Origin of the sequence: Pseudomonas sp. Fl4BN1 (genome assembly GCF_009908285.1) — a bacterium.
Classification (GTDB): Bacteria; Pseudomonadota; Gammaproteobacteria; order Pseudomonadales; family Pseudomonadaceae; genus Aquipseudomonas.
The window spans coordinates 18,078-42,517 of the sequence record NZ_JAAARM010000036.1 but is presented as its reverse complement, the minus strand read 5'-3'; the positions used below and the strand labels follow the sequence as shown (position 1 = coordinate 42,517).

Sequence of the window (24,440 nt, the reverse complement as noted above, 5' to 3'; positions counted from 1 at the left end):
CCATGGCTGATCATTCCCTGAACAACAAAGTCGTGCTGATTGCCGGAGGGGTGAAAAACCTCGGGGGCCTGATTGCCCGTGACCTCGCCAGCCACGGCGCCAAGGCAGTGGCGGTGCACTACAACAGCAACGCCAGCCAAGCCGATGCCGACAACACCGTGGCAGCACTCAAGGCACTGGGAGTCGATGCCCATGCCTGGCAAGCCGACCTGACTCGCGCTGGCGCCGTAGAGCGTCTGTTCAACGAGGCCAAGGCGCGCTTCGGCAAAATCGACATTGCCATCAACACCGTGGGCAAGGTGCTGAAAAAACCCATCATCGAGATTACCGAAGACGAGTACGACCAGATGTTCGCGGTCAACGCCAAGAGTGCGTTCTTCTTCATCAAGGAAGCAGGCAAGCACCTGGAGGACAACGGCAAGCTGGTGACCCTGGTGACTTCGCTGCTGGGTGCCTTCACGCCGTTTTACGCCGCTTACGGCGGCTCCAAGGCTCCGGTGGAACACTTCACCCGGGCCGCCGCCAAGGAGTTCGGCGCCCGCGGTATCTCGGTGACCGCCGTAGGTCCTGGGCCCATGGACACGCCATTCTTCTACCCCGCCGAAGGCGCCGATGCCGTGGCCTATCACAAGAGCGCCGCGGCCCTTTCACCGTCCAGCAGGACCGGGCTCACTGATATCGAGGACGTGGTGCCCTTCATTCGCCATCTGGTGACCGAGGGTTGGTGGATCACCGGGCAGACCTTACTGATCAACGGCGGCTACACCACCAAGTAATCCTGGAGCCCAAGGGGTAAATTGGCCTGTCGAGCCGCGGTCTGGTTCACCTTGAACCATGCCGCGATCCACTGCCGTCAGGCGTCCCCCAAACCAGGATCGTTCCTACGATGGATAAGCTTGAACAGTATCGCGTGTTCATCCAGGTAGCCGACATGGGCAGCTTCATCAAGGCCGCCCATGTCCTGGAGCTGCCAAGGGCTACCGTCTCCTCCGCCGTGCAGCAACTGGAAACCGGCCTCGGCACCCGGCTGTTGCACCGCACCACCCGGCATGTGCAGTTGACCGCCGACGGCGCCATTCTGCTGGAGCGTGCGCGGCGCCTGCTGGCCGACGCAGCGGAGCTCAACCAGCTGTTCCATCATCGCCAGGTGGATGTCAGCGGACGCTTGAATATCGACGTGCCCAGTCGCATCGCCCGGCGCCTCATCGTCCCGGCCCTGCCCCAGTGGCTGGGACAATATCCCGGCTTGCAACTGGCCCTGGGCGCCAGCGACCGCAGCATCGACCTGGTCCAGGAAGGCATCGACTGCGCGATCCGCGTCGGCAGCCTGGCGGACAGCAGCCTGGTCGCCCGCCCCCTGGGGCAACTGGCGCTGATCAACTGTGCCAGCCCGGCCTACCTCGCCGAACACGGCGAACCCCACAGCGCCCAGGACCTGCAGAATGGCCAATGGATGGTCGGCTACGCCTCGCCGGATACGGGCCGCGAACAGCCCTGGGAATACCTGCTGGAAGGTCGCGAACACCTGCTGGGTTTACCCAGCCGGGTGATCGTCAACAACGTCGAGAACTACATCGCCTGCTGCCGCCAGGGGTTGGGGCTGATCCAGGTACCGCGCTTCGATGTACAGCACCTGCTGGAGCGTGGAGAGTTGCTGCAAGTGCTCCATGAACTGCCGGTGGCACCCATGGATATCTGCGCGCTGTACCCTGACCGCCGCCATCGCTCACGGCGGCTCAACGTGTTCATCGAGTGGTTCGCCGAGCTGATCAAGCCTCACCTTGAGGCTTGATTGCACCCGCGCGTGTCAGACCGCCAGTTGACTGGCGAACTGCCCCACTGCGCCCACGACCTTCTGCGCGCCGTCCTGAATCTCGACAATCACCGTGCCGGCCTCTGCCGCCAGGACCAGGCCTTGTTCGGCCTGCTGCCGTCCTTCGGCCATCAACTCCACCGCAGAACGGGCCATGTCCTGGTTCTGCCGCACCACGCCGACGATCTCGTCGGTGGCGTTGCTGGTGCGCGAAGCCAGTTGCCGGACCTCGTCGGCCACCACGGCGAAACCCCGCCCCTGTTCACCGGCCCGGGCCGCTTCGATAGCGGCATTGAGCGCCAGCAGGTTGGTCTGCTCGGCAATCCCGCTGATGGTCTTGACGATGCTGGCGATCACCAGCGATTGCTCGTTCAAGGCTTCGATACCATCACCGGCCTCCTCCATGCATTTGGCCAGGTCACGCATCACGTCCAGGGTCTCGGTGACCACGGCGGAGCCACGCTGGGCGCTGGTGTCGGTCTGCCGGGAAATGCTGTAGGCAATGTCCGCAGCCTCAGCGACCGAACGTTCCTGGTTCACCTGATCGGTGATCAGCGTGGCGAACTTCACCACTTTGTAGAGCTGGCCGTTGGCGTCCAGCACCGGGTTGTAAGAGGCATCGAGCCACACCACGCGCCCCTGGCTGTCGATACGCTTGAAGCGGTGGGCAACATATTCGCCGCTGTTCAAGCGCCTCCAGAACTCCTGGTACGACGGGCTTTCATACTCCTGGGGTTCGCAAAACAAACGGTGGTTCTGGCCCTGGACCTCATCCAGGCGATAGCCCATGCAGGCCAGGAACCGCGGGTTGGCAGTGAGCACCCGGCCCTGCAGGTCGAACTCGATGACCGCGGTGGAACGCAACAACGCCGCCATCAGGTTTTCATGCTCGCAAGCGCTTTCCACCGAGGCCGTCTGGTCAGTGCAGATCAACGAGTAATGATCGAGCCGCCCGGCGCCATCGCGGATCGGCTGGACGCAGGTGTGCAACCAGGCATCGCGCCCGTCGCCGCGCTGCAGGCGCAGTTGGCCGCTATAGGTTTCGTTGCGGCCCAAGGCCGCCTTGAAGGCGCGATACAGCTCCAGCGCCTGGGGATGACGCGAGACGAGGTGTTCCAGGGAATGCCCACAGAGTTGCGGAGCATCGAGGCCAAGGGTTTGAGTGAAGTTCTGGTTGACCTGGCGGATCGCCCCATCGCCATCCAGTTCGATGCTCAGCACCTGGGTTTGCAGACAGGCCTTGAATTGCTGCAGAGCATTCAGCTCGTCGCTCAAGGTGGCAAGCTGTTGCTTCAAACGTTTGTTGAACATGGATACACCGACAGACTAAGAGTGGATACAGCGATCCCTCTTGCCATCGGCCCCCGGTGACCTTTCTCCAAGCCTTGCCCAGCCTTTCAGAAATTTCTTATGTCCCGCTCAGAAACTTCCTAACTACCCTCGGGGAACCACAGACGCTCCCCTGGAGAATCAGCAGTGCCCCAGCGCCGGGGCACCCGCTACTCAGGACGACAACTGATTGGCGAACTGCCCAACCGCGCTCACCACTTTCTGCGCACCGTCCTGGATCTCGACGATCACCGTGCCGGCTTCCGCCGCCAGGGCCAAGCCCTGTTCGGCTTGCTGCTTGCCTTCGGCCATCAATTCCACGGCTTCGCGGGCCATGTCCTGGTTCTGCCGCACCACCACGACGATTTCCTCGGTGGCCTTGCTGGTGCGTGAGGCCAGTTGCCGGACCTCATCGGCCACCACGGCAAACCCCCGGCCCTGCTCACCGGCCCGGGCCGCCTCGATCGCGGCGTTGAGGGCCAGCAAGTTGGTCTGTTCGGCAATCCCGCTGATGGTCTTGACGATGCTGCCGATCACCTGGGACTGCTCATTCAGAGCGCCGATGCCGTCGCCGGCGTCCTGCATGTGCTTGGCCAGGTCACGCATCACTGCCACCGCCTCGGTGACCACGGTGGTGCCGCGCTGGGCACTGCTGTCGGTCTGCAAGGAAGTGCTGTAGGCAATGTTCGCCGCTTCGGCCACCGCCAGTTCCTGGTTCACCTGCTCGGTGATCACGGTGGCGAACTTGACCACCTTGTAGAGCTTGTTGTTGGCGTCCAGCACCGGGTTGTAGGACGCCTCCAGCCAGACCACACGGCCATGGGCATCGATGCGCTTGAAGCGTTCAGCAATGAACTCCCCGGCATTCAGGCGTTTCCAGAACGCCTGGTAACCCGCGCTGTTGTACTCCTCCGGCTCACAGAACATCCGGTGATGCTTGCCCTTGATCTGCGCCAGGCTGTAGCCCATGCCCGACAGGAACCGCGCATTGGCATTCAGCACGTTGCCATTGAGGTCGAACTCGATCACCGCCGTGGAGCGCACCAGGGCGCCGATCAGGTTCTCGTGCTCCCGGGAGGCCTCGATGGTACGCGTCAGGTCGCTGGAGAAAATCGCGAAGGACTTGATCTGCCCCTCGGAATCACGAATCGGCTGGGAGATCGAACGCAGCCAAGCTTCCTCACCATTGCCGCGCAGCAGTCGCACCGCTCCGGCAAAGTGCTCGCCCCGGGTCAGGGTCGCCTTGAAGCGCTGATGAAATTCGTCGTGCTTGACGTGGGCCGGGACAATATCCTCCAGGGCCCGGCCCACCAGATCGCCGCTCTTGTAGAGCATTTCCTGGGCGAAATTGTGATTGACCGATTGAATCCGTCCATCGGCGCTCAAATTGATCACGAGCATCTCGCTTTCAAGACTTTCCTTCACTTGCTGAAGGCTCGAAAGTTCTTCACGAAGAGTCGACAGCTCTTGCTTCAAGCGTTTATTGAACATGGGGATGCACCGGGGACTGAAAAAATAGTCTGCTTTGGGCCTAACATCGGCCCTGAAAGAGTTTTCTTAATAGTCATCAGGACTTGTCTGACAAAAATAATTCAACGCCATGCAAAGCCCCTCGATACGGGGCTTTCGCCGAGGATTTACCGCCCCCATGGAGCGCGTATAGTCGGCTTCGGGAAAATCAACGCTGATCGACGGAGTTGGACCATGGATGCATCACGCAAGGCACTTTTCCAACAGGCAGCGGCGCGGGTCGGGCACAGTTTCGAGGGCGAGATGCGCATTGGCGGCAACTATGTACCGGCGGTGCGCAACGGTGATGAGGTGTATGTCAGCGGACAGATCCCGCGCATCGACAATACGCTGGTGGTGGTGGGCCGGGTCGGTGCCGAAACGTCCCTGGAGCAGGGCCGCCACGGGGCGCAGATCTGTACGTTGCGAGCCTTGGCGATCCTTCAGCAAATGCTTGGCGACCTGCAGCGGATCAAACGGATTCTGCGGATTAACGTCTATGTCCAGAGTGCCGCGGACTTCACCCAGCAGAGCGAGGTGGCCGACGGTGCCTCGGAAGTCCTGTATTCGATTTTCGCCGAAGCCGGCGTGCACACCAGGACCTCGGTAGGGGTCTATCAGTTACCGAAAAATGCCTCAGTGGAAGTCGACATGATTGTCGCCCTGCACCCCGAACCGACGCACGACTGACCGCCAGCGTGCTGGCCGGGCCGACCACTCCGGGCCCGGCACCCGCACTTCGGCAGCCCATGGATCAGCTGCCGTTGTTACGGCACTGGCCCATGACCTGGTACTCGATAGTCTTGAGCTGGCCGGCGGAGTCCTCATAGGTCATGCGCGACGGCACCACTGTGCAGGCCTTGATCGGCGCGGTCACGTTGACCACCTTGGCGATATCCAGCTTCATGCCATACCGGTAGTTCTGCACCACTGGGGCCGGTTTGCCCTGGTTGGCCGCGTAGAGCTCCATGGCCTTCTGGTTTTCCACCATGGCCCGGGCAAAGGTGCGATCACCACCACCTTCGGCCAAGGCCAGGGAAGAGAGGGACAGCAACAGCGCAGCGATACTCAGGTTGAATGACTTCATGACAGTTTCCTCGTCCAGTTGACCCCAGCGAGGATAAACAGCCAACCCTGTCAGGATGATCGCAGGCACATTACTTATCTGTAAGGCAGGTTCCAGGTGCCCGGCAGCCAGCGACAAGAGGCCCGCCCCATCGAGGTTTCAGGCTCTCTGGCCGAGGCTTGGCACGAGGCTTTCTTGCACAATTGTAATCACCGGGTCACCCCGCCGTTATCTGCTGTTTGCAACTATCGACAGCGACTTTCAAGGCGCTTCAACGCCTGTTGGTCGACCCCATAAGAACGCCTCTGGCGATACAAAAGTTGATAGCTGCCAACACTCAGGAGCGACCCCCAATGCGTATCAATCCCCCCTTGTCCCTGTCCGTGCTCGCTGCGGTGCTGGGACTCAGTCCTGTGGCGGCAGTGGCCGCCGAGGAACGGCCCGAAGGCTTTGTCGAAGGCAGCCGCCTCGACTTGCTGCTGCGCAACTTCTACTTCAACCGTGACGACCGCAAGGGCCAATCCAGCCCTACCGGCAACGGCTACTCCGAAGCCTGGGCCCAAGGCCTGATCGGCAAGTTCGAATCCGGCTTCACCCAGGGCACTGTCGGTTTCGGCATCGACGCCTTCGCCATGTACGGCCTCAAGCTGGACTCCGGCAAGGGCCGCAGCGGCGGTGGCGGTTCCTTCGGCATGCTGGCGCTCAACCACGACAACGAGCCCGCCGACGGCTACGGCAAGGCCGGGGGCGCGGTGAAACTGCGGGCGCTGGATACCGTGGTCAAGGTCGGCGATGTATTCCCCAAGACCCCGGTGGTGCACTACGGCGACTCGCGCCTGCTGCCGGAAAGCTTTCGCGGAGTGACCCTGCAGAACACCAGCATCGACGGCCTTGACCTGCAGGGCGGACGCCTGCATGCCATGAGCCAACCCGACAGCAGCGGCATGCGCGACGGCTTCGCGACGTTCTACGCGGGCAAGGTGGACTCGCCCTGGATCGGCTACTTCGGCGGCGACTACCAGCTCAACCCCAACCTCGGTTTCAGCCTCTACAGCAGCCGCCTGAAAGACGCCTGGGATCAGTACTACTTCGGCGCCACGGGCAACTACCCAGTGTCCGACGACCTGACGCTGTTCAGCGGCTTCAACTATTACAAGGCCGTGGATGAAGGCAAGAAACTCCTCGGCGAATTCGACAACAACATCTGGAGCGCCAAAGTCGGCGCTACCTACGGCGCCCATACCCTGGCCCTGTCGCACCAGCGCAACAACGGCAACGATGATTTCGACTACTTGCGCCAGTCGGACTCGATTTTCCTCGACAACTCGATCCAGTACAGCGATTTCAACTCGCCCAAGGAACGCTCGTGGATGGTCCGCTACGACCTCGACATGCAGCCCTTCGGCATTCCCGGACTGTCCTTCATGACCCGCTACGCGCGCGGCAGCGGCGCCGACTACAGCCACGCCAACTCGGTGTACATGCGCCGCGATGCGGCAGGTGATCCGTTGACCGACCAACGTCGTTGGGAACGGGACATCGAGGCCAAGTATGTGGTCCAGGGCGGCACTCTCAAGGACCTGTCCCTGCGCATCCGCCAGGCAACCATCCGCTCCAGCCAGTTCGAGTCCGACCTGGAAGAGTTCCGGCTGATTGTCGAGTACCCGCTGGCGCTGCTCTGACCTCTCTGGCCGGGCAGGTTGAGGCCTGTCCGGCGTTAAAACTTCTTCACAGACTCATGGCTTTCAGAACTGTAATATCAGCCTCACCTTCTCGTTAGGTTGGCCTCCATATACTCCCGGACACACTTGGACTTGCCGTACTTTCCCACGGCCGGACAGCGTGTCAGGAGAGCGTCCATGCACCCAACCCAACTGTTGTTGATCGGCCTTCTGGCCACTACCAGCTCCGCTGTCTGGGCTGCTGATGGCAGCGAACGCCCACAGCAGGTCCGCGAAGCCTTCCTGGCCAGCCAGGAGCAGATTCACGGCGAAGCCAACCAGGAAACTGCCACCACCGGTGGCACCGGCAATAGCCCCCCCGATGCTTCAACGCCGCCGGCGGCCGAAGAAGATATTTGACGGCAATTGCCTGCAGAGCACATTCATCTCTGAAGCGTTTTTTTTGATGCTCCTTTGGAAAGAGATGAATTTTTAGCGTCCCGTTTGGGGCGCTTTTTTTTGCCTGCGATTTGTCCTCGGCATCCAACCTTGGGGCAGCGGCTACACCGGTCGATCGCAACGATGCAGGTGCGACACGGCTACAGGTTCGGCCCCAGGATTGGGAAGTACGCCAGGGAAATAAAAACCCCGCCCCTGGGTCACAGGGGCGGGGTTGGGTGATGCCAGGCAAGCGGTCAGTTGCTCAGCATGTCCTGCAACTCCCGCTCCTCCTCCTTGCGATGCGCCCAGTAATACAGCGCAGGCAAGACCAGCAGGGTCAAGGCGGTAGAGGAGATAATGCCGCCGATCACCACGGTGGCCAGCGGCCGCTGCACTTCGGCACCGGTACCGGTGGCCAGGGCCATGGGGATGAAGCCGAGGGAGGCAACCAGCGCGGTCATCAGCACCGGCCGCAACCGGGTCAGTGCCCCTTCGTTGACCGCCACCGCAAGCGTTCGCCCTTCCTCACGCAGGTTGCGGATGAAAGCGATCATCACCAGGCCATTGAGCACGGCCACCCCGGACAGGGCGATAAAACCCACCCCCGCCGAGATCGACAGCGGGATATCCCGCAGCCACAACGCCATGATCCCGCCCGTCAGGGCGAAGGGAATCCCGGTGAACACCAGCAGCCCATCCTTGAGGTTGTTGAACATCATGAACAGCAAGCCGAACACCAACAGCAGCGCCACCGGCACCACGATTTCCAGGCGCTTGGAGGCCTCCTGCAACTGCTCGAACTGCCCCCCCCAGGTGATCCAATAACCTGTGGGGATCGTCACCTTGTCGCCGATGGCTACAGTGGCCTCCTCGACAAACGACCCCATGTCTCGCCCTCGCACGTTGGCGCTGACAATCACCAGACGCTTGCCATTCTCACGGCTGACCTGGGCCGGGCCGAGCACCAGATCGACATTGGCCACTTCCGACAAGGCAATGAACCCCAGTTGGCCATTGCTGCTGCCGGCGCTCGCGGCCACCGGAATCAGCAAGCGCGAAAGCCCGTCGATGTCGGTGCGCATCGGGTCGGACATGCGCACCAGCATGTCGAAGCGCCGGTCGCCTTCATACAGGATGCCGGCCTTACGGCCACCGACCGCAATCGCCACTGCGTCCTGCACATCACCCACGTTGAGGCCAAAGCGCGCGGCCTTGTCACGGTCGACACTCACCGTCAGCACCGGCAAACCGGAGGTCTGCTGCACCTTCACCTCGGCGGCGCCCTCCAGCTTCTGCAAGGTCTGCGAGATTTCCTCGGCGGTCTTGTTCAATACGTCCATATCGTCGCCGAAGACCTTCACCGCGACGTCACTGCGCACCCCGGAAATCAGCTCGTTGAAGCGCAGCTGGATCGGCTGCGACAGCTCATAGACGTTACCCGGCTGGCTGTTACTGACCCGCTCGATATCGGCAATGATTGCCTCGCGCGACTTGCGCGGGTCCGGCCACTGGTCCTTGGGCTTGAGCATCAGGTAGGCGTCGGAGATGTTCGGCGGCATCACATCGGAAGCGATCTCGGCGGTGCCGGTACGGGCGAACACGCGCTCGATTTCCGGTACCTGGGCCACCAGGGCTTTCTCCAGGGCTTTCTGCATTTCCACCGATTGCGTGAGACTGGCATCCGGCACGCGCATCGCCTGCTGGGCGAAGTCACCTTCACTCAGGCTAGGGATAAACTCGCTGCCCATGCGGCTGGCCACCAGGCCCGACAACAACACCGTGAGGAACGCCAGGCCGAAGGCCAGGGAGCGATGGTTCATGACCCAGTTGAGCACCGGTTCGTAACCACGCCGAGCGTTGCGCATGACGAAGTTTTCCTCCTCCTTGACCTTGCCGGTGACAAACAACGCAATCGCCGCTGGCACAAAGGTCACCGAGAGAATCATCGCCCCCAGCAAGGCGATCACCACAGTGAAGGCCATCGGGTGGAACATCTTCCCGGCCACCCCGGACAGGGCAAAGATCGGCAGGTACACCACCATGATGATCAGCTGTCCGTAGATCAGCGCGCGCCGGGCTTCCTTGGCCGCGGCAAAGACTTCATGCAGGCGTTCGGAGCGGGTCAGCAAACGCCCATGATGTTTCTGCGCATGGGCCAGGCGGCGAATGGCGTTCTCGACGATCACCACCGCGCCATCGACGATGATCCCGAAGTCCAGGGCCCCCAGGCTCATCAGGTTGGCACTGACCTTGTTGGTGAACATCCCGGTAAAGGTGAACAGCATCGCCAGCGGGATCACCATCGCGGTGATCAGCGCCGCACGGATATTGCCCAGGAACAGGAACAGAATGGCGATGACCAGCAACGCGCCTTCGAGCAGGTTTTTCTTCACCGTGGCCACGGCCTTGTCCACCAGGTTGGTGCGGTCGTAGACGGTCACCGCCGTCACGCCCTTGGGCAGCGAACGGTTGATCTCGGCCAGCTTGGCGCCGACTACCTGCGACACGGTGCGGCTGTTTTCACCCACCAGCATGAACACCGTGCCGAGCACCACTTCGCGGCCGTTTTCGGTGGCCGCACCGGTACGCAACTCACGACCAATGTCCACGGTCGCCACGTTGCTGACGCGAATCGGCGTGCCGTCCACAGTGTTGATCACGATGTTGGCGATGTCTTCGATGGACTTGACCTGGCCCGGCGCGCGGATCAGCAACTGCTGGCCGTTGCGCTCGATGTAGCCGGCACCGACGTTGGCGTTGTTGCGCTCCAGCGCGGTCATCAGGTCGCTCAGGCTCAGGTTGTAGGCCGCCAGGCGCTTGGGGTCCGGGGCGATCTGATAGACCTTGGCGAAACCGCCGATGGTGTTGATCTCGGCCACACCCGGCACGTTGCGCAGCTGCGGGGCGATCACCCAGTCCTGGATCACCCGCAGGTCGGTCGGCGTGTAGGGCGTGCCATCCTCCTTGAGCGCCCCCTCCTCGGCCTCCACGGTCCAGAAGAAGATCTCGCCCAAGCCGGTGGAGATCGGGCCCATGCTCGCCTCCACACCCTCGGGCAGTTTCTCGCGGGCCACTTGCAGGCGTTCGTTGACCAACTGGCGGGCGAAGTACAGGTCGGTGCCCTCCTTGAAGATCACCGTGACCTGGGACAGGCCCGAACGCGAGGTCGACCGCGTCTGCTCCAGACCCGGCAGACCGGCCATCGCCACCTCCACCGGGTAGGTAATGCGCTGCTCGGTTTCCAAAGGCGAGTAGCCGGGCATGGAGGTGTTGACCTGGACCTGGACGTTGGTGATGTCCGGTACCGCGTCGATGGGCAGTTTCTGGTAGCTGGCGATGCCCACCCCGGCCATCAGCAGCACTGCCAGCAGCACGATCAGGCGCTGCTCGATAGCGAATTGAATGATGCGTTCAAACATGGGAAGTCACTCTGTATGTGTAGCCGCTCGGGGGGTGCTGCGAATCAATGGCCGTGTTCAGCCGAGCCTTTGCCCAGTTCGGACTTGAGGATGAAGCTGCCAGTGGAGGCCACCTGTACTCCAGCATCCAGCCCCTGCTTGATTTCGACGAAGCCGCCTTCGCTGCCGCCCAGCACCACCGGCGTAGCCTGGAAACCTTCGGCGTTGCGCACGAATACCGAGGGTTTATCTTCTACGGTCTGAATCGCGCTTTGCGGCACGACCACACCCGCCTCATAGCTGTCGGTTGCCACCTGTACCGAGACAAACAACCCCGGCCGCCAGGCATCGTCAGGATTAGGCACCGTGACCCGCACCGTGGCGGTGCGTGTCTGTTCGCCCAGCAGGCTGCCGACATAGGCGACCCGGCCCTGCACCTGAGTGCCCAGCTCTGTGGAATGGACGGTGACGGGCTTGCCGACCTGGACCTTGTTCAAGTCCTTGGGAAATACCCCGAACGTGACCCAGACCTGGGACAGGTCGGACAGGGTGAAGGCCGCGCTGGTTTCACTGACCACCTCGCCGACGCTCAAGTGTTTTTCCACCACCACGCCGTCGAACGGCGCGCGCATTTCGTAGCGATTGCCGCCCACCAGTTGCGCGCTGCCACTCAGGGCGTTCATTTTCTGCCGAGCGTTGTTGAGGGCGATTTCCGCCTCTTGCAGGGTCTGGCGCGCCAGCAGGTAATCCTGCTCGGCGGAGATCTGATCGACCCACAACTGGCGTTCGCGCGCAAAGGTGGTACGGGCCAGTTCGACCCTGCGGCCGGCGCCCGCCAATTCGCTGCGCAGGTCAGAGATCTGCTGGCTGGCGATGACCGCTAGCAAGTCCCCCTTCTTCACGCTCTGGCCGAGGTTGGCCTTGACCGACTCCACCACCCCGGCGGCCCGCGGCACGATATGGGAAGTACGGTCCTCGTCGAAACGAATCTCCCCCGGCAGGCTGAGCAGGCGATTGATCCCGCGCGGACCGGCCACGATCAGTTCGATGCCGGCGCTGCTGATCTGTTCGGCGCTGAGTTCCAAGTGACCTTCCGGCTCCTCCTCAGCATGCCCGGCCGGCTCACTCGCAGCAGGGGCCTGGAGGCTGACAGGTTGCGGATTGGCCAACAGGTCCGGCAGCAGCAAGGCTGCCAGCCCCAGGCCGGCCACCGCCGTGATCGCCACAACAAGGCTGCGTTTTTTGTCCATGGGTGCTCCTGAAAGAATCGAGGGACGGCGGCGCCAGGCGCAGCCTTACGAGGTCGATGGAAAGAAAAATTCGCCGAGGGCCCGGTGCCATTCGTGAATGCACCAGTGCCGGGGTAGCTCATCGGTGGTTGCCGCAGGCATCGCGCTGCAGTCGCTGAGCAGCAACGCGGCGAGGCATGCCAGCCGCAACCCGCGGGATTTCACCAACCGCTGAGGTCGCCATAGATGCGTTCGATCCGCACCCAGGCATCGGTGGTTTGCGCCACGGCGGCAAGGTACTGGCTGCGAGCACCGATCAACGTGCGCTGCGCGTCCAGGACTTCGAGGAAACTGAACTTGCCCATCTCGAAGCCGCGGGTGGCGCTGTCCACCGCGCTCTGGGCGGCGGGCAGGATGGTCTGGTTGAAGGACTGCACTTCGCCCTTTGCCGTGCTCCATTGCGCCAGCGCCTGGCGGGTTTCAGTGCGCAGACGCAGCTCGGTGGCGTTACGCAGGTCGCGGGCCTGATCGGCACGCCGAGCGGCGGAGAGCACATTGCCCTGGTTGCGGTTGAACAGCGGCAACGGCATCGACAGCCCCACCAGGTTCACCCGTTCACGAACCGTGGCGTCGTACTGGCTGCCGATGCTGACGTCGAGGTCGGGGATGCGCTGGGCTTTTTCCAGGCCCAGGGACGCCTCGCGCTGGACGATTTCCTGCTCCGCCAGGCGCAGTTCCGCAGTCTCCTGCAAACGACTCAACAACTGCGCCGAAGCTGGCAGCGGGGCCACCGTCAACGGCTGTTCCTGCACCGCGCCAAAATCCGTGGTGGCAGTGCCTGTAACCCTGGCCAACTGCCGATAGGCGTTGTCCTGCTCCATCTGCCCACGGTTGAGTTCCAGGCGAATCTCCGCCAGTTGTACCTGGGCCCGAGTGGCTTCCACCGGCGAGGCCTTGCCGGCATTGACCCGGCCCTGGGCCACGCTGAGGCCACGCTCGGCCAGGGCCAGGGAACGTCCGGCCAGTTGCGTGCGCTCCTGGGCCCGCAAGGCGGCGTAATACACCTCCAGCACATCGGCACGCAGTTGATTGCGTCGACGTTCCAGCTCCAGGTCTGCCAATTTCTGAGCGCGACTGGCCACCTCCACCCGGGCCCCGCGCTTGCCCCCCAGCTCCAGCGCCTGGCTGAGCTTGATCGAGGTGGTGCGCGAATCCCTCCGGGTGTCTTCGGCATCCACCGACAGCACCGGATTGGGTATCAGCCCCGCCTGCTGGCGCGCGCCCTGGGCAATCTCGATCTCCCAGCGTGCAGCGGCCAGTTCAGGGTTGTTGGCAAAGGCCTTGGCCAGGGCGCTGTCGAGGCTCAACGCGGGTTGTTCAGCGGCGCTCACAGACTGCGCGGCAAAAGCCAGTAGCAGCACCGCAGAGCAGAACCGCACAGCCTGGGCGGGTGTTCTCGGGAAGTTCGACATGACAGGTTCCGGCCCCTACAGAGGCAAAGTGGCTGCGGAACGGCAGCGGAACATATCGTCAGGTATTCAAAAGAGTATTTAGCCGATATGAAACTGCAACATTCCGCCCATTGAAAGAGAGCGTTTCAAGATCGGCCAACTTTAACTTTCACTCCTTATCAGCAGGGTGGCGCAAATATTACAAATCCGTTAGCCAAGGCTCTGGATCAAGGTTTTGTATTAATATCCGGCCACTCCAAGATATCCGCGCTGATACTTTCAAAGTGCTGCAGCCTAACTTTCCAGCATTTGAAACTGCACATGGGCAGGTGTTCTTCCAGCTCATTAATCCAGTTCTTATTCGCGACTTTCTTGCACTGCCTCTTATCTGCCGAGAACCTCATCAGCATGCGTATCCTGGTTATTGAAGACGAACTCAAAACTGCCGACTACCTGCATCAGGGACTGACTGAAAGTGGCTATGTGGTGGATTGCGCCAACACCGGTGCGGACGGCCTGCACCTAACCCGCCAGCACGCGTATGACCTGGTGATTCTCGACGTCAACCTGCCATACATCGACGGTTGGGGGGTGTTGTGCCAGATCCGCGAGGACAGCAACACCCGGGTCATGATGCTCACCGCCCAGGGACGGCTGGCGGACAAGATCAGGGGCCTGGACCTGGGTGCCGATGATTACCTGGTCAAGCCGTTCGAGTTTCCCGAGTTGCTGGCCCGGGTCCGTACCTTGATGCGCCGCAGCCAACAGGCACCGGTACCGGATGTGCTGCGGGTTGCCGACCTGGAGCTGGACCAGGGCCGGCATCGGGCCTTTCGCGGCAAACAGCGCATCGACCTGACCACCAAGGAGTTCGCCTTGCTGCACCTGCTGATGCGCCAGAGCGGCGTGGTGCTGTCCCGGACCCAGATCATCTCCTTTGTCTGGGACATGAATTTCGACTGCGACACCAATGTGGTGGAAGTCTCGATCCGCCGCTTGCGGGCGAAGATCGACGATCCTTTCGACACCAAGTTGATCCACACCTTGCGCGGCGTGGGTTACGTACTCGAAGAGCGCGACTGAGCCGGCAACAACCTATTCGCGGTTGCAGGAGCCAGCACCGGCACCCATCAAGAAAGTAACCCGCAGAGCATCATCAGTGCTCAGGCTGCTGTTGATGAAACCCCGCCTGCTCCACCTGCAAGGTGACATGGGCGATGTCGAACTGCTCCTGCAGCAACTCGGTGACCTGCGCCAGGATCGCCTGCTCATCCCGTCCCTCCAACTGCGCCACCAGATGTGCACTGAGCACGTTCTTGCCGCTGGTCAGGGCCCATATATGCAAGTCATGCACCTCGCTGACCCCAGGTACCTGGCGCATGCCCTGCTCCACCTGATCGATATCGATTCCGTCCGGCACCCCTTGCAGGAGCACGTTCATGCTCTCCTTGAGCAAGGTCCAGGTCCGTGGCAGCACCCAGAAACCAATGGCCGCCGCCACCACCGAGTCGACCCAGCCCCAGCCGGTATAGATGATCACCACCGCGGCGATGATCACCCCCACCGAACCCAGCATGTCGCTCCAGACTTCCAGGTAGGCCCCCTTGACGTTGAGGCTTTCGCTGCTGCCTGAAGCCAGCAGGCCCATGGAGATCAGGTTGACGATCAACCCCAGCAGCGCAATCACCAGCATGCCCGTGGACTGGATTTCGGCCGGCGCCTGCAAGCGTTGCCAAGCCTCGAACAAGATGTAGAACGCCACCACAAACAGCAGCAGAGCATTGAACGCGGCAGCGAGGATCTCGAAGCGCGCGTAACCGAAGGTGCGCTTGCGATCCGCCGGGCGCTTGGCAATCTGGATCGCCACCAGGGAAATGGCCAACGCCAGGGTGTCGGTCATCATGTGTGCAGCATCTGACAGCAGCGCCAGGCTGCCGGTGACAAAGGCGCCGATGACCTCGGCGATCATAAAGCTGCCAGTCAGCCCCAGGGCCATCCACAACTTGCGTTCATGTCCGGCCCGCACTTGGCCGTGACTGTGTCCTGCCCCCATGGAACATCCTCCTGTGGCTTCAACAAGCGTCGACCTGATGATAGTTCGATTGCCCGTTGTACCTGCGCTGGATGAACGGATTGTCATCGTGCGGTTATCTGGCGGTTATCCATGGCAGCGATATTGTTAGCTGGCTAATCAATGCACCAAAACCGGGCAAAGCCCCTCTGTGGCAGGCATCTCGGCTATCCTCCAGAAAAAGTGAAACAAAAAGTTACAGACAAAAATAGCCGATTGAGGAGTCCCGCCTTGGATGTATCGACTGCCGCCTGGATGATTCACGACACCCGCCTGATTCTCTGTTGCCTGCTGGCCATCGCCACCATCATCGTGCTGATCAGCGCCACCAAACTGCCGCCGTTCCTGTCGATCCTGATCGGCACCTTTATCGCCGGGGTCGGCGCCGGCCTGCCGCCGGAGGACGTGGCCAAGGCCTTCAGCAAGGGCGCCGGGGCGATTCTCGGCGAGGCCGGGATCATCATCGCCCTGGGCTCGATGCTCGGTGCGCTGATGGCCGAGTCCGGCGCCGCCGACCGTATCGCCTCGACCCTGCTGGGCCTGGGCAAGGGAAAATCCCTGCCTTGGGTCATGGCCCTGGTGGCGATGGTCATCGGCCTGCCGCTGTTCTTCGAGGTCGGCCTGGTAATGATGGTGCCGATCATCTTCGTGATGGCTCGCCGCTCGGGCTTGCCCCTGCTGAAAATCGCCATTCCGGCCCTGGCCGGGATGACCACCCTGCATGCGCTGATGCCGCCACACCCGGGCCCGCTGATCGCGGTCAGTGCCCTGCACGCCGATCTCGGCCTGACCATGTTGCTGGGTTTCTGCATCGCCGTGCCGGCGGTGATCCTGGCCGGCCCGCTGTATGGCAACTGGTTGTCCAAACGCATGCACGTGGAGGAACCGGCGGAACTCGGCGCGCTGTTCAGCGCCCCGCCCAAGGCCCCGCGCCAGCCGAGCTTCGGCGTGTCGCTGCTGATCATCCTGTTGCCGGTGCTGCTGATGCTCGGCAGCACCTTGGCCAAGGTGGCCATGAGCCCGGAAAACACCCTGGCCCTGACCCTGAAGTTTCTCGGCGAGCCATTGATTGCCCTGGGCATTGCGGTGATTGCCGCGGTGATCTGCCTCGGCTGGGCCAACGGCATGGCCCGGGATCAGGTGGGCAGTACCTTGCGTAAAAGCCTGGCGCCGATTGCCGTGCTGCTGCTGACCATCGGCGCTGGTGGCGGACTCAAGCAGACCCTGCTGGATGCCGGGGTCAGCCAGACCATCAGCAAGGTGGCCGAGGGTGCGCACCTGCCGTACATCCTCCTGGCCTGGCTGATCGCCGTAGCCCTGCGCCAGGCCACCGGTTCGGCGACAGTTGCCACCACCACGACCGCGGGCATCCTGGCGCCGATGATGGCTGGACTGGCGGCCACCCAAAGCTCCCTGGTGGCCCTGGCCATCGGTGCCGGCTCGGTGTTCTTCTGCCATGTGAACGACGCCGGGTTCTGGATGGTGCGCGAGTATTTCGGCCTGCAGCTCAAGCAGACGCTGTGGGTCTGGTCGGTGCTACAGACCATCGTCTCGCTGGTAGGCCTGGCGGGTACCCTGCTGCTCTGGCACTGGCTGCAATAACTACGCTTGCGCGCAACGCGTCCCCCCTGTTGCATGAGTGATGGCGCTGTAGAATGCCGCTTCATTCTCAGCGCGAAGGGACCGCCATGCACCATCAGCCTTGGATATCCGGCCTTGCCGTTGCCCTGCTGCTGGGGGTCGGCGCAGGCTGGACGCCGGCCCAGACGGCACCGCTGGACTGCAGCCAGATCAGCGTCAGCGAACAGGTTGATCGCTGCGCCCAGCAGGACAAGGAGCGCGCCGACGACGCCCTGAACCAGCGTTATCAGGCGCTGCTGGAGCGGGTCCACAACCTCTACCCCAGCAGCCTGCTGCAAGAGCAGGAATACCTCGGCAAATTGAAGAACGCCCAACGCGCCTGGATCAAATACCGCGACAGCACCTGCGTGCTGGAGGCCTTTGAAGTGGAACCGGGCAAGCCGGCCCACGTCACCCTGATCAATCTCTGCGTGACCCGCCTGAGCAATGAGCGCACCCACTATCTGGACCAACTGCTCGCCCAATAACCATGCCCACCGCGCATGCCGGCCCAGGCTTGCCAGCGTAGGCATCATCGGCGCCCAGCCAAGACTCACGGGCGGCTACGGCTGGCGCGACTTCAGGGCCTGGAGCAGTAGGCAGGCAAGGCTGGTGAACCAGGCAAAACACAACATGCCCAGGGCGGACTCGCGCTGGCGCAGGCGTTCCTGGCATTGATCGGCTCTGGAACACTGGGCACGACACCACTCCTGGTCGTCGTGCAGGCAACTGAGCAAATAGCCCCGCAGGTGACTGAGCGCAAGGACCTGTCCGGAGAGCTGTGAAAGCGGCACCTTGAGTTGAGTGAAATCTCGATTCAGGCGCAAACGCTGGCGTTCACCACTGTCGATCTCCTCGATCAGCAGCGCCTCCGCCTCCACTGCCACCACGCGGGCCATGAGGCCGTCGGGGCTGGCACCTTCCAGACCATAGTCCTGCAGATTGCAGGTCCAGGCCTGGATCAGGGCAAACGCCAGCCCCAGCACAAAGCTCACCAGAGCCACTTGCAACAGCGGCGCCAGGGTGGAGAAATTTCGCAAGGAACACAGCGTCGAACGAATCAAGACAGCTCCCGGAAACCCATGCGCAGGCCGCGCATTCCGGGAGATTAGCGGGAAAAACCCGCGGGGCTGAAGGTGAATCTTCAGCCCGATTCCAGCCTGGATTCAGGCGTGGTGTGGCGAAGGCTCTAGCTCGCTGTTTGGCTCAATCACTAGCCGCTGAAAAAAGTTCACCAGGCCAATCAGCGACACCAATCTCCTTGCGCCGAGGCTTGCCGCTCCTCGCCGACGCGCCCGCCAAAGTAGGCGGCACTGGCCACCCCGACCGCCCCCATCACCGCGCAGTAGATCACGCAGATCCAAGGGCTCCAGGGCATCAGGGCAATCAACAGCAACGGAGTGGTACTGGCCCAGAGGGCATAGGCAATGTTGTAAGTGAAGGAAATCCCGGAGACTCGAATTCGTGCCGGGAACAGGCTGACCATCACTGAAGGCACCGCCCCCACCACGCCGCAACTCAGGCCGGCAATGGCATAGGCCAGGCCGATCCAGTCACCGCCGCTGATCAGGCAGCCATAGAGCACGGCGATTCCCAGGGGCAGCAGCAGGCTGTAGAGCATCACTGTGCGCCAGGCGCCGAGGCGGTCGACGATCAGACCCGCCAGCACGCAGCCGAGGTTGAGGAAGACGATGCCCAGGCTGCTCAGGGCAAAGGTGTGGCTGGCGCTCATGCCGAAGCTTTTCTGCATCATGGTCGGGGTGATGACCACGAACACCACCACCGCCGAGGTCAGCACACAGGTGAGGATCAGTGCCGGCAGGATCGCCAGCCGGTGCTCGCGCAATACGGTGCGCAGGGGCAACTCGCCCGCCGCATCGCTCTGGTTCTGCAGCGCTACGAACACCGGGGTTTCGCTCAACCAGCGGCGCAGCCAGACCCCGATCACGCCAAACACTCCGCCCAGCAGGAAGGGATAACGCCAGGCGTAATCGAGGATTTCCTCGGGGCTGAACACCCGCGCCAGCAACGTCGCGGTCAGGGCACCCAGCAGGTAGCCGAAGGTCAGCCCGGCCTGGAGAAAGCCTAGGGCGTAGCCGCGATGGGCGCGTGGCGAATGCTCGGCGACAAACACCCAGGCACTGGGCACCTCACCGCCCACGGCGGCACCTTGCAGCACCCGCAGGACGAGCAACAGCAAGGGCGCGAAGTAACCGATCTGGGCGTAGGTGGGCATGATGCCGATCAGCAGACAGGGCAGCGCCATCATCAGGATGCTCAGGCTGAAGACCTTCTTGCGCCCCAGCCGGTCGGCGAAGTGCGCCATCAGAATCCCGCCCAGAGGCCGGGCCAGGTAGCCGGTAACAAAGATCCCGAAGCTTTGCAGCAGGCGCAGCCATTCGGGCATTTCCGGGGGGAAGAACAGCTGGCTCAGGGTCAGGGCGAAAAATACGAAGATAATGAAGTCGTAGATTTCCAGGGCTCCGCCCAGGGCGGCCAGGCCCAGGGTCTTGTAGTCGGAGCGGGAAAACCGCGCCGGCGACGCTGCAGTGGAGGGGGTCATAAGGCAACTCAATGGCGGCACAAAGCAAAGGCGCCATGGTCTACGCAAACGTTCCGGGGAACAACCCACCCATTGCCCTGGGTCGGTTTTCTGCGCTTTCCTGTGCATTGAATGCCCCGGCGCCAGGCCAATAATCAGGCACTTTCCAACCCCTGCAAAACCAGGAAAGTCGTCATGAGCATACATACCCGCACCCGCCGCCTGAGCGTCCCGCAACTGGTGGCCATGAAGGGCCGGCAGAAAATCGTCTCCCTTACCGCCTACACCAGCCATATGGCGCGACTGATGGACCCCTTCGTCGACTTCATCCTGATCGGCGACTCCACCGCCATGGTCGGCTACGGGCGTACCTCGACCCTGGACATGAACCTTGCCGAAATCATCGCCCACACTCGCGCCGTGGTGGCCGGCAGCCGGCTGGCTTGCGTGATCGCCGACATGCCCTTCGGCAGTTACCAGGAATCGCCGCAACAGGCCTACCGCAATTGCGCCGAGGTCATGGCGCGCACCGGGTGTGATGCGCTCAAGCTGGAAGGTAGCAAGGCCCTGGCACCGACTGTGGAATTCCTGGTGCAGCGGGGGATTCCGGTCATGGCGCACATCGGCCTGATGCCGCAGTACGTCAACCAGATGGGTGGTTTCAAGGCCCAGGGACTCGATGGCGAGGCGGCCCGCAAGATCGAAGAGGATGCCCGCGCCCACCTCGATGCAGGGGCCTTCAGCCTGGTGCTGGAAGGGGTCGCGGAAAACCTCGCGCGCCGGATCAGCGAATTCTCGCCGATGCCCACCATCGGCATCGGTGCCTCCCCAGCTTGTGACGGCCAGGTGTTGGTGACCGAGGACCTGCTGGGGCTGGGCGGGCCTCAGGTGCCGCGCTTCGTCAAACAGTACGCCGATGCCGGGGCCCTGATCAGCCAGGCCTGCGAGCACTTTGCGGCGGAGGTTCGGGACGGCGTGTTCCCAGAGCTGAAGCATTGCTACGGGGTGGTTCAGGACGCCTGAGCCACTGCCTGGGCCAACTGGCGCAAGGCGGCAGCAATGTCCTTGCTCCAGTCCAGGGTGTAGCTCAGGCGCAGGTGGTGCTGCCACAGCCCTTGTTGACTGAAGATCGCTCCCGGGGCAATCACGATGCCCTGGGCCAGCAGTTGCTCATACACCCGCGCCATCGCCACCGGCCGCCGCGCCTCAACCCACAAGGTTGCGCCACCCGCCGGGAGCGAGGCATGCAATTGTGCCCCCGCCTGTTCATCCAGCAGCCGGTGCAACTGGCCCATGCGCTGCTGCAGCATCCCCCGCAGCTTCAGCAGGTGCTGGTCGATCCGTCCGGAACTGAACAGGCGGGCCACGGCTTTCTGGCGGATCGGCGAAAGACGGAAAGAGCGTTCGAGAAACTGCCGCTGCAGCTGCGGTCCCAGGCTGCGGCTCAGTACGTAGCTGAAGGGCGCTTCGGCACCAATGACCTTGTCCAGGCAGGCAAACACCAGCAGGCGCTCGGGATCGGCGAAATCCCGATAACGCGCAGCATCGGGCACGAAGCTGAATGGGCCATAGCTGTCGTTCTCCAGCAACCAGACCCCACGCTCGGTGAACCATTGGCACAGCTGTTGTTTGTCGGCAGCGGGCATCAGGCTGCCGTGGGGAATGTTCACCGTTGAGGACAGCACTGCCACACGCACCGGCTGCTGTCTGAGCAGGTCCTGCAGCTGTTGCAGATCGAAGCGTCCAGCGGCATTCAGCGGCAGCTCGATGATCCGCAGGCGCGCCGCCCGCAACTGGCGCAGGACCGCCCAGGAACAGGGGGACTCCACCAACGCCACGTTGCCGGCCAGATCCAGGGCCTGCAGCGACACCTCCAGCACACTGCGCAGATCGGCCCCCAGGTACACCTGGTCGGCTTGCCAGTAGTCGCAAGTGGAGCGGGTGTAACGCCGGGCCAGCTCACTGCGCAGCTCCTGCTCGCCCAGGGGCTGGTACAGCGGCGCCTGGTTGCGCGGGTACTGGCGAGCCAGTTCGCGCTCGGTCATCAGCAACGGATGCTCCAGCGACAGCAGCATCGCCGGCGCGTCGCTGCACAGTGCCAGGCGCCCCGGTTGGCGGGCCTGGGCATAGAGATTGTCGAGCAGCGCAGGGCCGGTCTCGGTCAAGGGGGCAGGCCCCCTCACCCGAGTGAAATAGCCCTGGCGCGGGCGTGAGCAGATGCGCCCCTCATCTTCCAACAGGGCATAAGCGTATTTGGTGGTGGACAGGGAAACCTTCAGGCGCTGCGCCAACTCACGCAATGACGGCAGGCGCTGCTCCTGATCGCTGGCAACACTGTCGAGCCACTGCAACAGGTAGCGATACACCACCTGATAGGCAAAGGGCTGCTCGCGGCTCACGACTTCAGTTGCCCTTGGCCATGGCGATCGCGGCCTGGATCGCGGCGCGGGCCTGGGGGCTGTTTTTCCAGCAGCTGGAACCCACCAGGGCCGACGCCTGGGTAACGATGTCCAGGGCGTCGGCAGCGGCCAGTTGCGCCAGGGAAATGATCCCCAGCTGTTCCAGGCGCCCCACCACCGTGGGCCCGACACCCTTGACCTTGAGCAGTGCGGCGCGTTCATCAGGGGAAAATGACATGTGCGTTCAGTCCTTTGCAGTCCGTGGCAATTGCCGCATTCTTGCACAGTTCTCGGCCGCCTCTGCCTGGGGCGGCCGACCGCCTTATAAACATAAGAAAGACGAGGTATCTACGTGGCCGCTGAAATTCAAGATAGCCGCTCCGCCCGCTTCGCCCTGCGCTGCTCGAACTGGGCCGAACGCTGGTTTCCCGACTCCTGGGTGTTCGCCGCACTGGCGGTGATCATCGTTACCCTGGCCACCCTGGCCATGGGCGCCAAGCCCACCGAGGCCGCGATGGCTTTCGGTGACGGTTTCTGGAGCCTGATCCCCTTCACCATGCAGATGGCCTTCGTGGTCATCGGCGGGTATGTGGTGGCCAGTTCGCCGCCGGCGGTGAAGCTGATCGACAAACTGGCGCGCATCCCCAAGAACGGCCGCTCGGCAGTGGCCTGGGTCGCGCTGATTTCCATGGTTGCGTCCTTGCTCAACTGGGGCCTGTCGCTGGTGTTCGGCGGCCTGCTGGTTCGAGCCCTGGCACGGCGCACCGAGCTGCGCATGGACTACCGCGCTGCCGGTGCCGCCGCCTACCTGGGCCTCGGCGCTGTCTGGGCGTTGGGCCTGTCGTCTTCTGCCGCACAGCTGCAAGCCAACCCCGGCAGCCTGCCGCCGTCGATCCTGGCCATCACCGGGGTAATTCCCTTCACCCAGACCATCTTTCTCTGGCAATCGGGGGTACTGCTGCTGGCCCTGATCATCGTCTCGCTGATCGTCGCCTACGCCACCGCTCCCGGCCCCAACAGCGCCCGTGATGCACAAGCCTGTGGCGTTGACCCGAGTTTCAGCATGCCCAAACCGCAGCCCCGTACCCGCCCCGGCGAGTGGTTGGAATACAGCCCGCTGTTGACCATTCTCCTGGCGCTGCTGGCCGCCGGCTGGCTGTATCACGAGTTCGCCACCAAGCCGGCGATTACCGCGATCTCCGGGCTCAACACCTACAACTTCCTGTTCCTGATGACCGGTGCCCTGCTGCACTGGCGCCCGCGCAGTTTCCTCGATGCCGTGGCCCGGGCGGTGCCCACCACCACCGGGGTGCTGATCCAGTTCCCGCTGTATGGCTCGATTGCCGCGCTGATGACCGTGGTCAAGGGTGTGGATGGCCAGACCCTGGCCCACCACATCTCGACCTTCTTCGTGCAGATCGCCTCCCACGACACCTACGCGCTGCTGATGGGGCTGTACTCGGCGGTGCTGGGGTTCTTCATTCCATCAGGCGGCGGCAAGTGGATCATCGAGGCGCCCTATGTGATGCAGGTGGCCAATGACCTGCAATACCACCTGGGCTGGGCGGTGCAGATCTACAACGCTGCCGAGGCCCTGCCGAACCTGATCAACCCCTTCTACATGTTGCCGCTGCTAGGGGTGCTGGGCTTGAAGGCCCGGGACCTGATCGGCTTCTCCTTCGTCCAGTTGCTGGTGCACACGCCCTTGGTGCTGGTGTTGCTCTGGGCCTTGGGCACTACCCTGGCGTACCTGCCCCCGATCATCCCCTGACGGTGGCTCCACAGGCCCGCTCCAGCAGACAAGCGCGGGCCTGTGGATAAGTGATTTCCAACAAGGTTTCCAGAAATTTCCGAGCCCATTGCAGTGGACTCCCGAAGCATTCATGTAGTCTTTGCGTCATATTCGGTTGC

The 24,440-nt window shown here is 62.7% G+C and carries 19 protein-coding genes and 4 pseudogenes; 10 read left to right on the top strand and 13 right to left on the bottom strand.

Translation table 11 applies throughout. The annotated features are described in order from the left end of the window. Positions 1-2: 2 nt before the first annotated feature. Together GV818_RS28000 and GV818_RS27995 are read left to right on the top strand one after the other, a co-directional pair. Positions 3-776: an SDR family oxidoreductase gene (locus GV818_RS28000; protein ID WP_161778077.1), complete on the top strand. Its 774-nt coding sequence runs from the start codon at positions 3-5 to the stop codon at positions 774-776. A gap of 110 nt (positions 777-886) precedes the next feature. Beyond that, complete coding sequence (locus GV818_RS27995) at positions 887-1,792, top strand: LysR family transcriptional regulator (RefSeq protein WP_161756861.1); 906 nt, start codon at positions 887-889, stop codon at positions 1,790-1,792. A gap of 15 nt (positions 1,793-1,807) precedes the next feature. Here the strand turns inward: GV818_RS27995 and GV818_RS35175 are convergent. The 4 pseudogenes from GV818_RS35175 to GV818_RS35160 all read right to left on the bottom strand — a co-directional run. Continuing rightward, positions 1,808-2,242, bottom strand: a pseudogene (locus GV818_RS35175) (methyl-accepting chemotaxis protein); the annotation flags it as partial. A 156-nt stretch (positions 2,243-2,398) separates the two neighbouring features. Then, positions 2,399-3,124 (bottom strand): annotated as a pseudogene (locus tag GV818_RS35170) (PAS domain-containing protein); the annotation flags it as partial. 192 nt (positions 3,125-3,316) lie between these two features. Beyond that, positions 3,317-3,748: pseudogene (locus tag GV818_RS35165) on the bottom strand (methyl-accepting chemotaxis protein); the annotation flags it as partial. A gap of 114 nt (positions 3,749-3,862) precedes the next feature. Next, positions 3,863-4,633 (bottom strand): annotated as a pseudogene (locus tag GV818_RS35160) (PAS domain-containing protein); the annotation flags it as partial. 213 nt (positions 4,634-4,846) lie between these two features. On the opposite strand from GV818_RS35160, the gene GV818_RS27980 reads away from it, so the two are divergent. Next, on the top strand, positions 4,847-5,341 hold the full coding sequence (locus GV818_RS27980) for a RidA family protein (RefSeq protein WP_161756864.1): 495 nt from the start codon (positions 4,847-4,849) through the stop codon (positions 5,339-5,341). 64 nt (positions 5,342-5,405) lie between these two features. Here the strand turns inward: GV818_RS27980 and GV818_RS27975 are convergent, their stop codons facing one another. Further along, on the bottom strand, positions 5,406-5,738 hold the full coding sequence (locus tag GV818_RS27975; RefSeq protein WP_161778075.1) for a DUF2790 domain-containing protein: 333 nt from the start codon (positions 5,736-5,738) through the stop codon (positions 5,406-5,408). Positions 5,739-6,070: 332 nt separating this feature from the next. On the opposite strand from GV818_RS27975, the gene GV818_RS27970 reads away from it, so the two are divergent. Beyond that, on the top strand, positions 6,071-7,399 hold the full coding sequence (locus GV818_RS27970) for an OprD family porin (RefSeq protein ID WP_161778074.1): 1,329 nt from the start codon (positions 6,071-6,073) through the stop codon (positions 7,397-7,399). A gap of 177 nt (positions 7,400-7,576) precedes the next feature. Further along, on the top strand, positions 7,577-7,798 hold the full coding sequence (locus GV818_RS27965) for a hypothetical protein (RefSeq protein WP_161756867.1): 222 nt from the start codon (positions 7,577-7,579) through the stop codon (positions 7,796-7,798). 275 nt (positions 7,799-8,073) lie between these two features. Here the strand turns inward: GV818_RS27965 and GV818_RS27960 are convergent, their stop codons facing one another. From GV818_RS27960 to GV818_RS27950, 3 genes are all read right to left on the bottom strand, one after another. Beyond that, positions 8,074-11,238: an efflux RND transporter permease subunit gene (locus GV818_RS27960; protein ID WP_161756868.1), complete on the bottom strand. Its 3,165-nt coding sequence runs from the start codon at positions 11,236-11,238 to the stop codon at positions 8,074-8,076. A gap of 44 nt (positions 11,239-11,282) precedes the next feature. After that, a complete protein-coding gene (locus GV818_RS27955) occupies positions 11,283-12,467 on the bottom strand; it encodes an efflux RND transporter periplasmic adaptor subunit (RefSeq protein ID WP_161778073.1) in 1,185 nt (394 codons plus the stop codon). Positions 12,468-12,667: 200 nt separating this feature from the next. Next, positions 12,668-13,918 carry a TolC family protein gene (locus GV818_RS27950; protein ID WP_161756870.1) on the bottom strand — a complete coding sequence of 417 codons (1,251 nt, stop codon included), beginning with the start codon at positions 13,916-13,918 and terminating at the stop codon, positions 12,668-12,670. 387 nt (positions 13,919-14,305) lie between these two features. Between GV818_RS27950 and GV818_RS27945 the strand changes: the two genes are divergently transcribed. Continuing rightward, entirely contained in the window at positions 14,306-14,980 is a 675-nt protein-coding gene (locus GV818_RS27945) for a heavy metal response regulator transcription factor (protein WP_161756871.1), read from the top strand. Positions 14,981-15,053: 73 nt separating this feature from the next. Here the strand turns inward: GV818_RS27945 and GV818_RS27940 are convergent, their stop codons facing one another. Then, positions 15,054-15,950 carry a cation diffusion facilitator family transporter gene (locus GV818_RS27940; RefSeq protein ID WP_161778072.1) on the bottom strand — a complete coding sequence of 299 codons (897 nt, stop codon included), beginning with the start codon at positions 15,948-15,950 and terminating at the stop codon, positions 15,054-15,056. Between the two features lie 249 nt (positions 15,951-16,199). On the opposite strand from GV818_RS27940, the gene GV818_RS27935 reads away from it, so the two are divergent. Together GV818_RS27935 and GV818_RS27930 are read left to right on the top strand one after the other, a co-directional pair. Next, positions 16,200-17,570 (top strand): gluconate:H+ symporter, encoded by a 1,371-nt coding sequence (locus GV818_RS27935; RefSeq protein WP_161756873.1) that lies wholly within the window; start codon positions 16,200-16,202, stop codon positions 17,568-17,570. An 86-nt stretch (positions 17,571-17,656) separates the two neighbouring features. Next, positions 17,657-18,076: a lysozyme inhibitor LprI family protein gene (locus GV818_RS27930; protein WP_161778071.1), complete on the top strand. Its 420-nt coding sequence runs from the start codon at positions 17,657-17,659 to the stop codon at positions 18,074-18,076. Between the two features lie 75 nt (positions 18,077-18,151). Here the strand turns inward: GV818_RS27930 and GV818_RS27925 are convergent, their stop codons facing one another. Together GV818_RS27925 and GV818_RS27920 are read right to left on the bottom strand one after the other, a co-directional pair. Further along, complete coding sequence (locus GV818_RS27925) at positions 18,152-18,652, bottom strand: hypothetical protein (protein ID WP_161778070.1); 501 nt, start codon at positions 18,650-18,652, stop codon at positions 18,152-18,154. A gap of 179 nt (positions 18,653-18,831) precedes the next feature. Continuing rightward, on the bottom strand, positions 18,832-20,151 hold the full coding sequence (locus tag GV818_RS27920) for an MFS transporter (protein WP_161756876.1): 1,320 nt from the start codon (positions 20,149-20,151) through the stop codon (positions 18,832-18,834). 174 nt (positions 20,152-20,325) lie between these two features. Between GV818_RS27920 and panB the strand changes: the two genes are divergently transcribed. Next, a complete protein-coding gene (gene panB / locus GV818_RS27915) occupies positions 20,326-21,153 on the top strand; it encodes a 3-methyl-2-oxobutanoate hydroxymethyltransferase (RefSeq protein WP_161756877.1) in 828 nt (275 codons plus the stop codon). On the opposite strand, the gene GV818_RS27910 is transcribed toward panB, so the two are convergent. Both GV818_RS27910 and GV818_RS34610 read right to left on the bottom strand, forming a co-directional pair. Further along, positions 21,141-22,529 carry a PLP-dependent aminotransferase family protein gene (locus GV818_RS27910; RefSeq protein WP_161756878.1) on the bottom strand — a complete coding sequence of 463 codons (1,389 nt, stop codon included), beginning with the start codon at positions 22,527-22,529 and terminating at the stop codon, positions 21,141-21,143. The genes panB and GV818_RS27910 overlap by 13 nt on opposite strands. Positions 22,530-22,533: 4 nt before the next feature. Continuing rightward, positions 22,534-22,767 carry a helix-hairpin-helix domain-containing protein gene (locus GV818_RS34610; RefSeq protein ID WP_161756879.1) on the bottom strand — a complete coding sequence of 78 codons (234 nt, stop codon included), beginning with the start codon at positions 22,765-22,767 and terminating at the stop codon, positions 22,534-22,536. Positions 22,768-22,881: 114 nt separating this feature from the next. Between GV818_RS34610 and GV818_RS27900 the strand changes: the two genes are divergently transcribed. Continuing rightward, positions 22,882-24,300: a short-chain fatty acid transporter gene (locus GV818_RS27900; protein WP_161756880.1), complete on the top strand. Its 1,419-nt coding sequence runs from the start codon at positions 22,882-22,884 to the stop codon at positions 24,298-24,300. Positions 24,301-24,440: the final 140 nt, after the last annotated feature.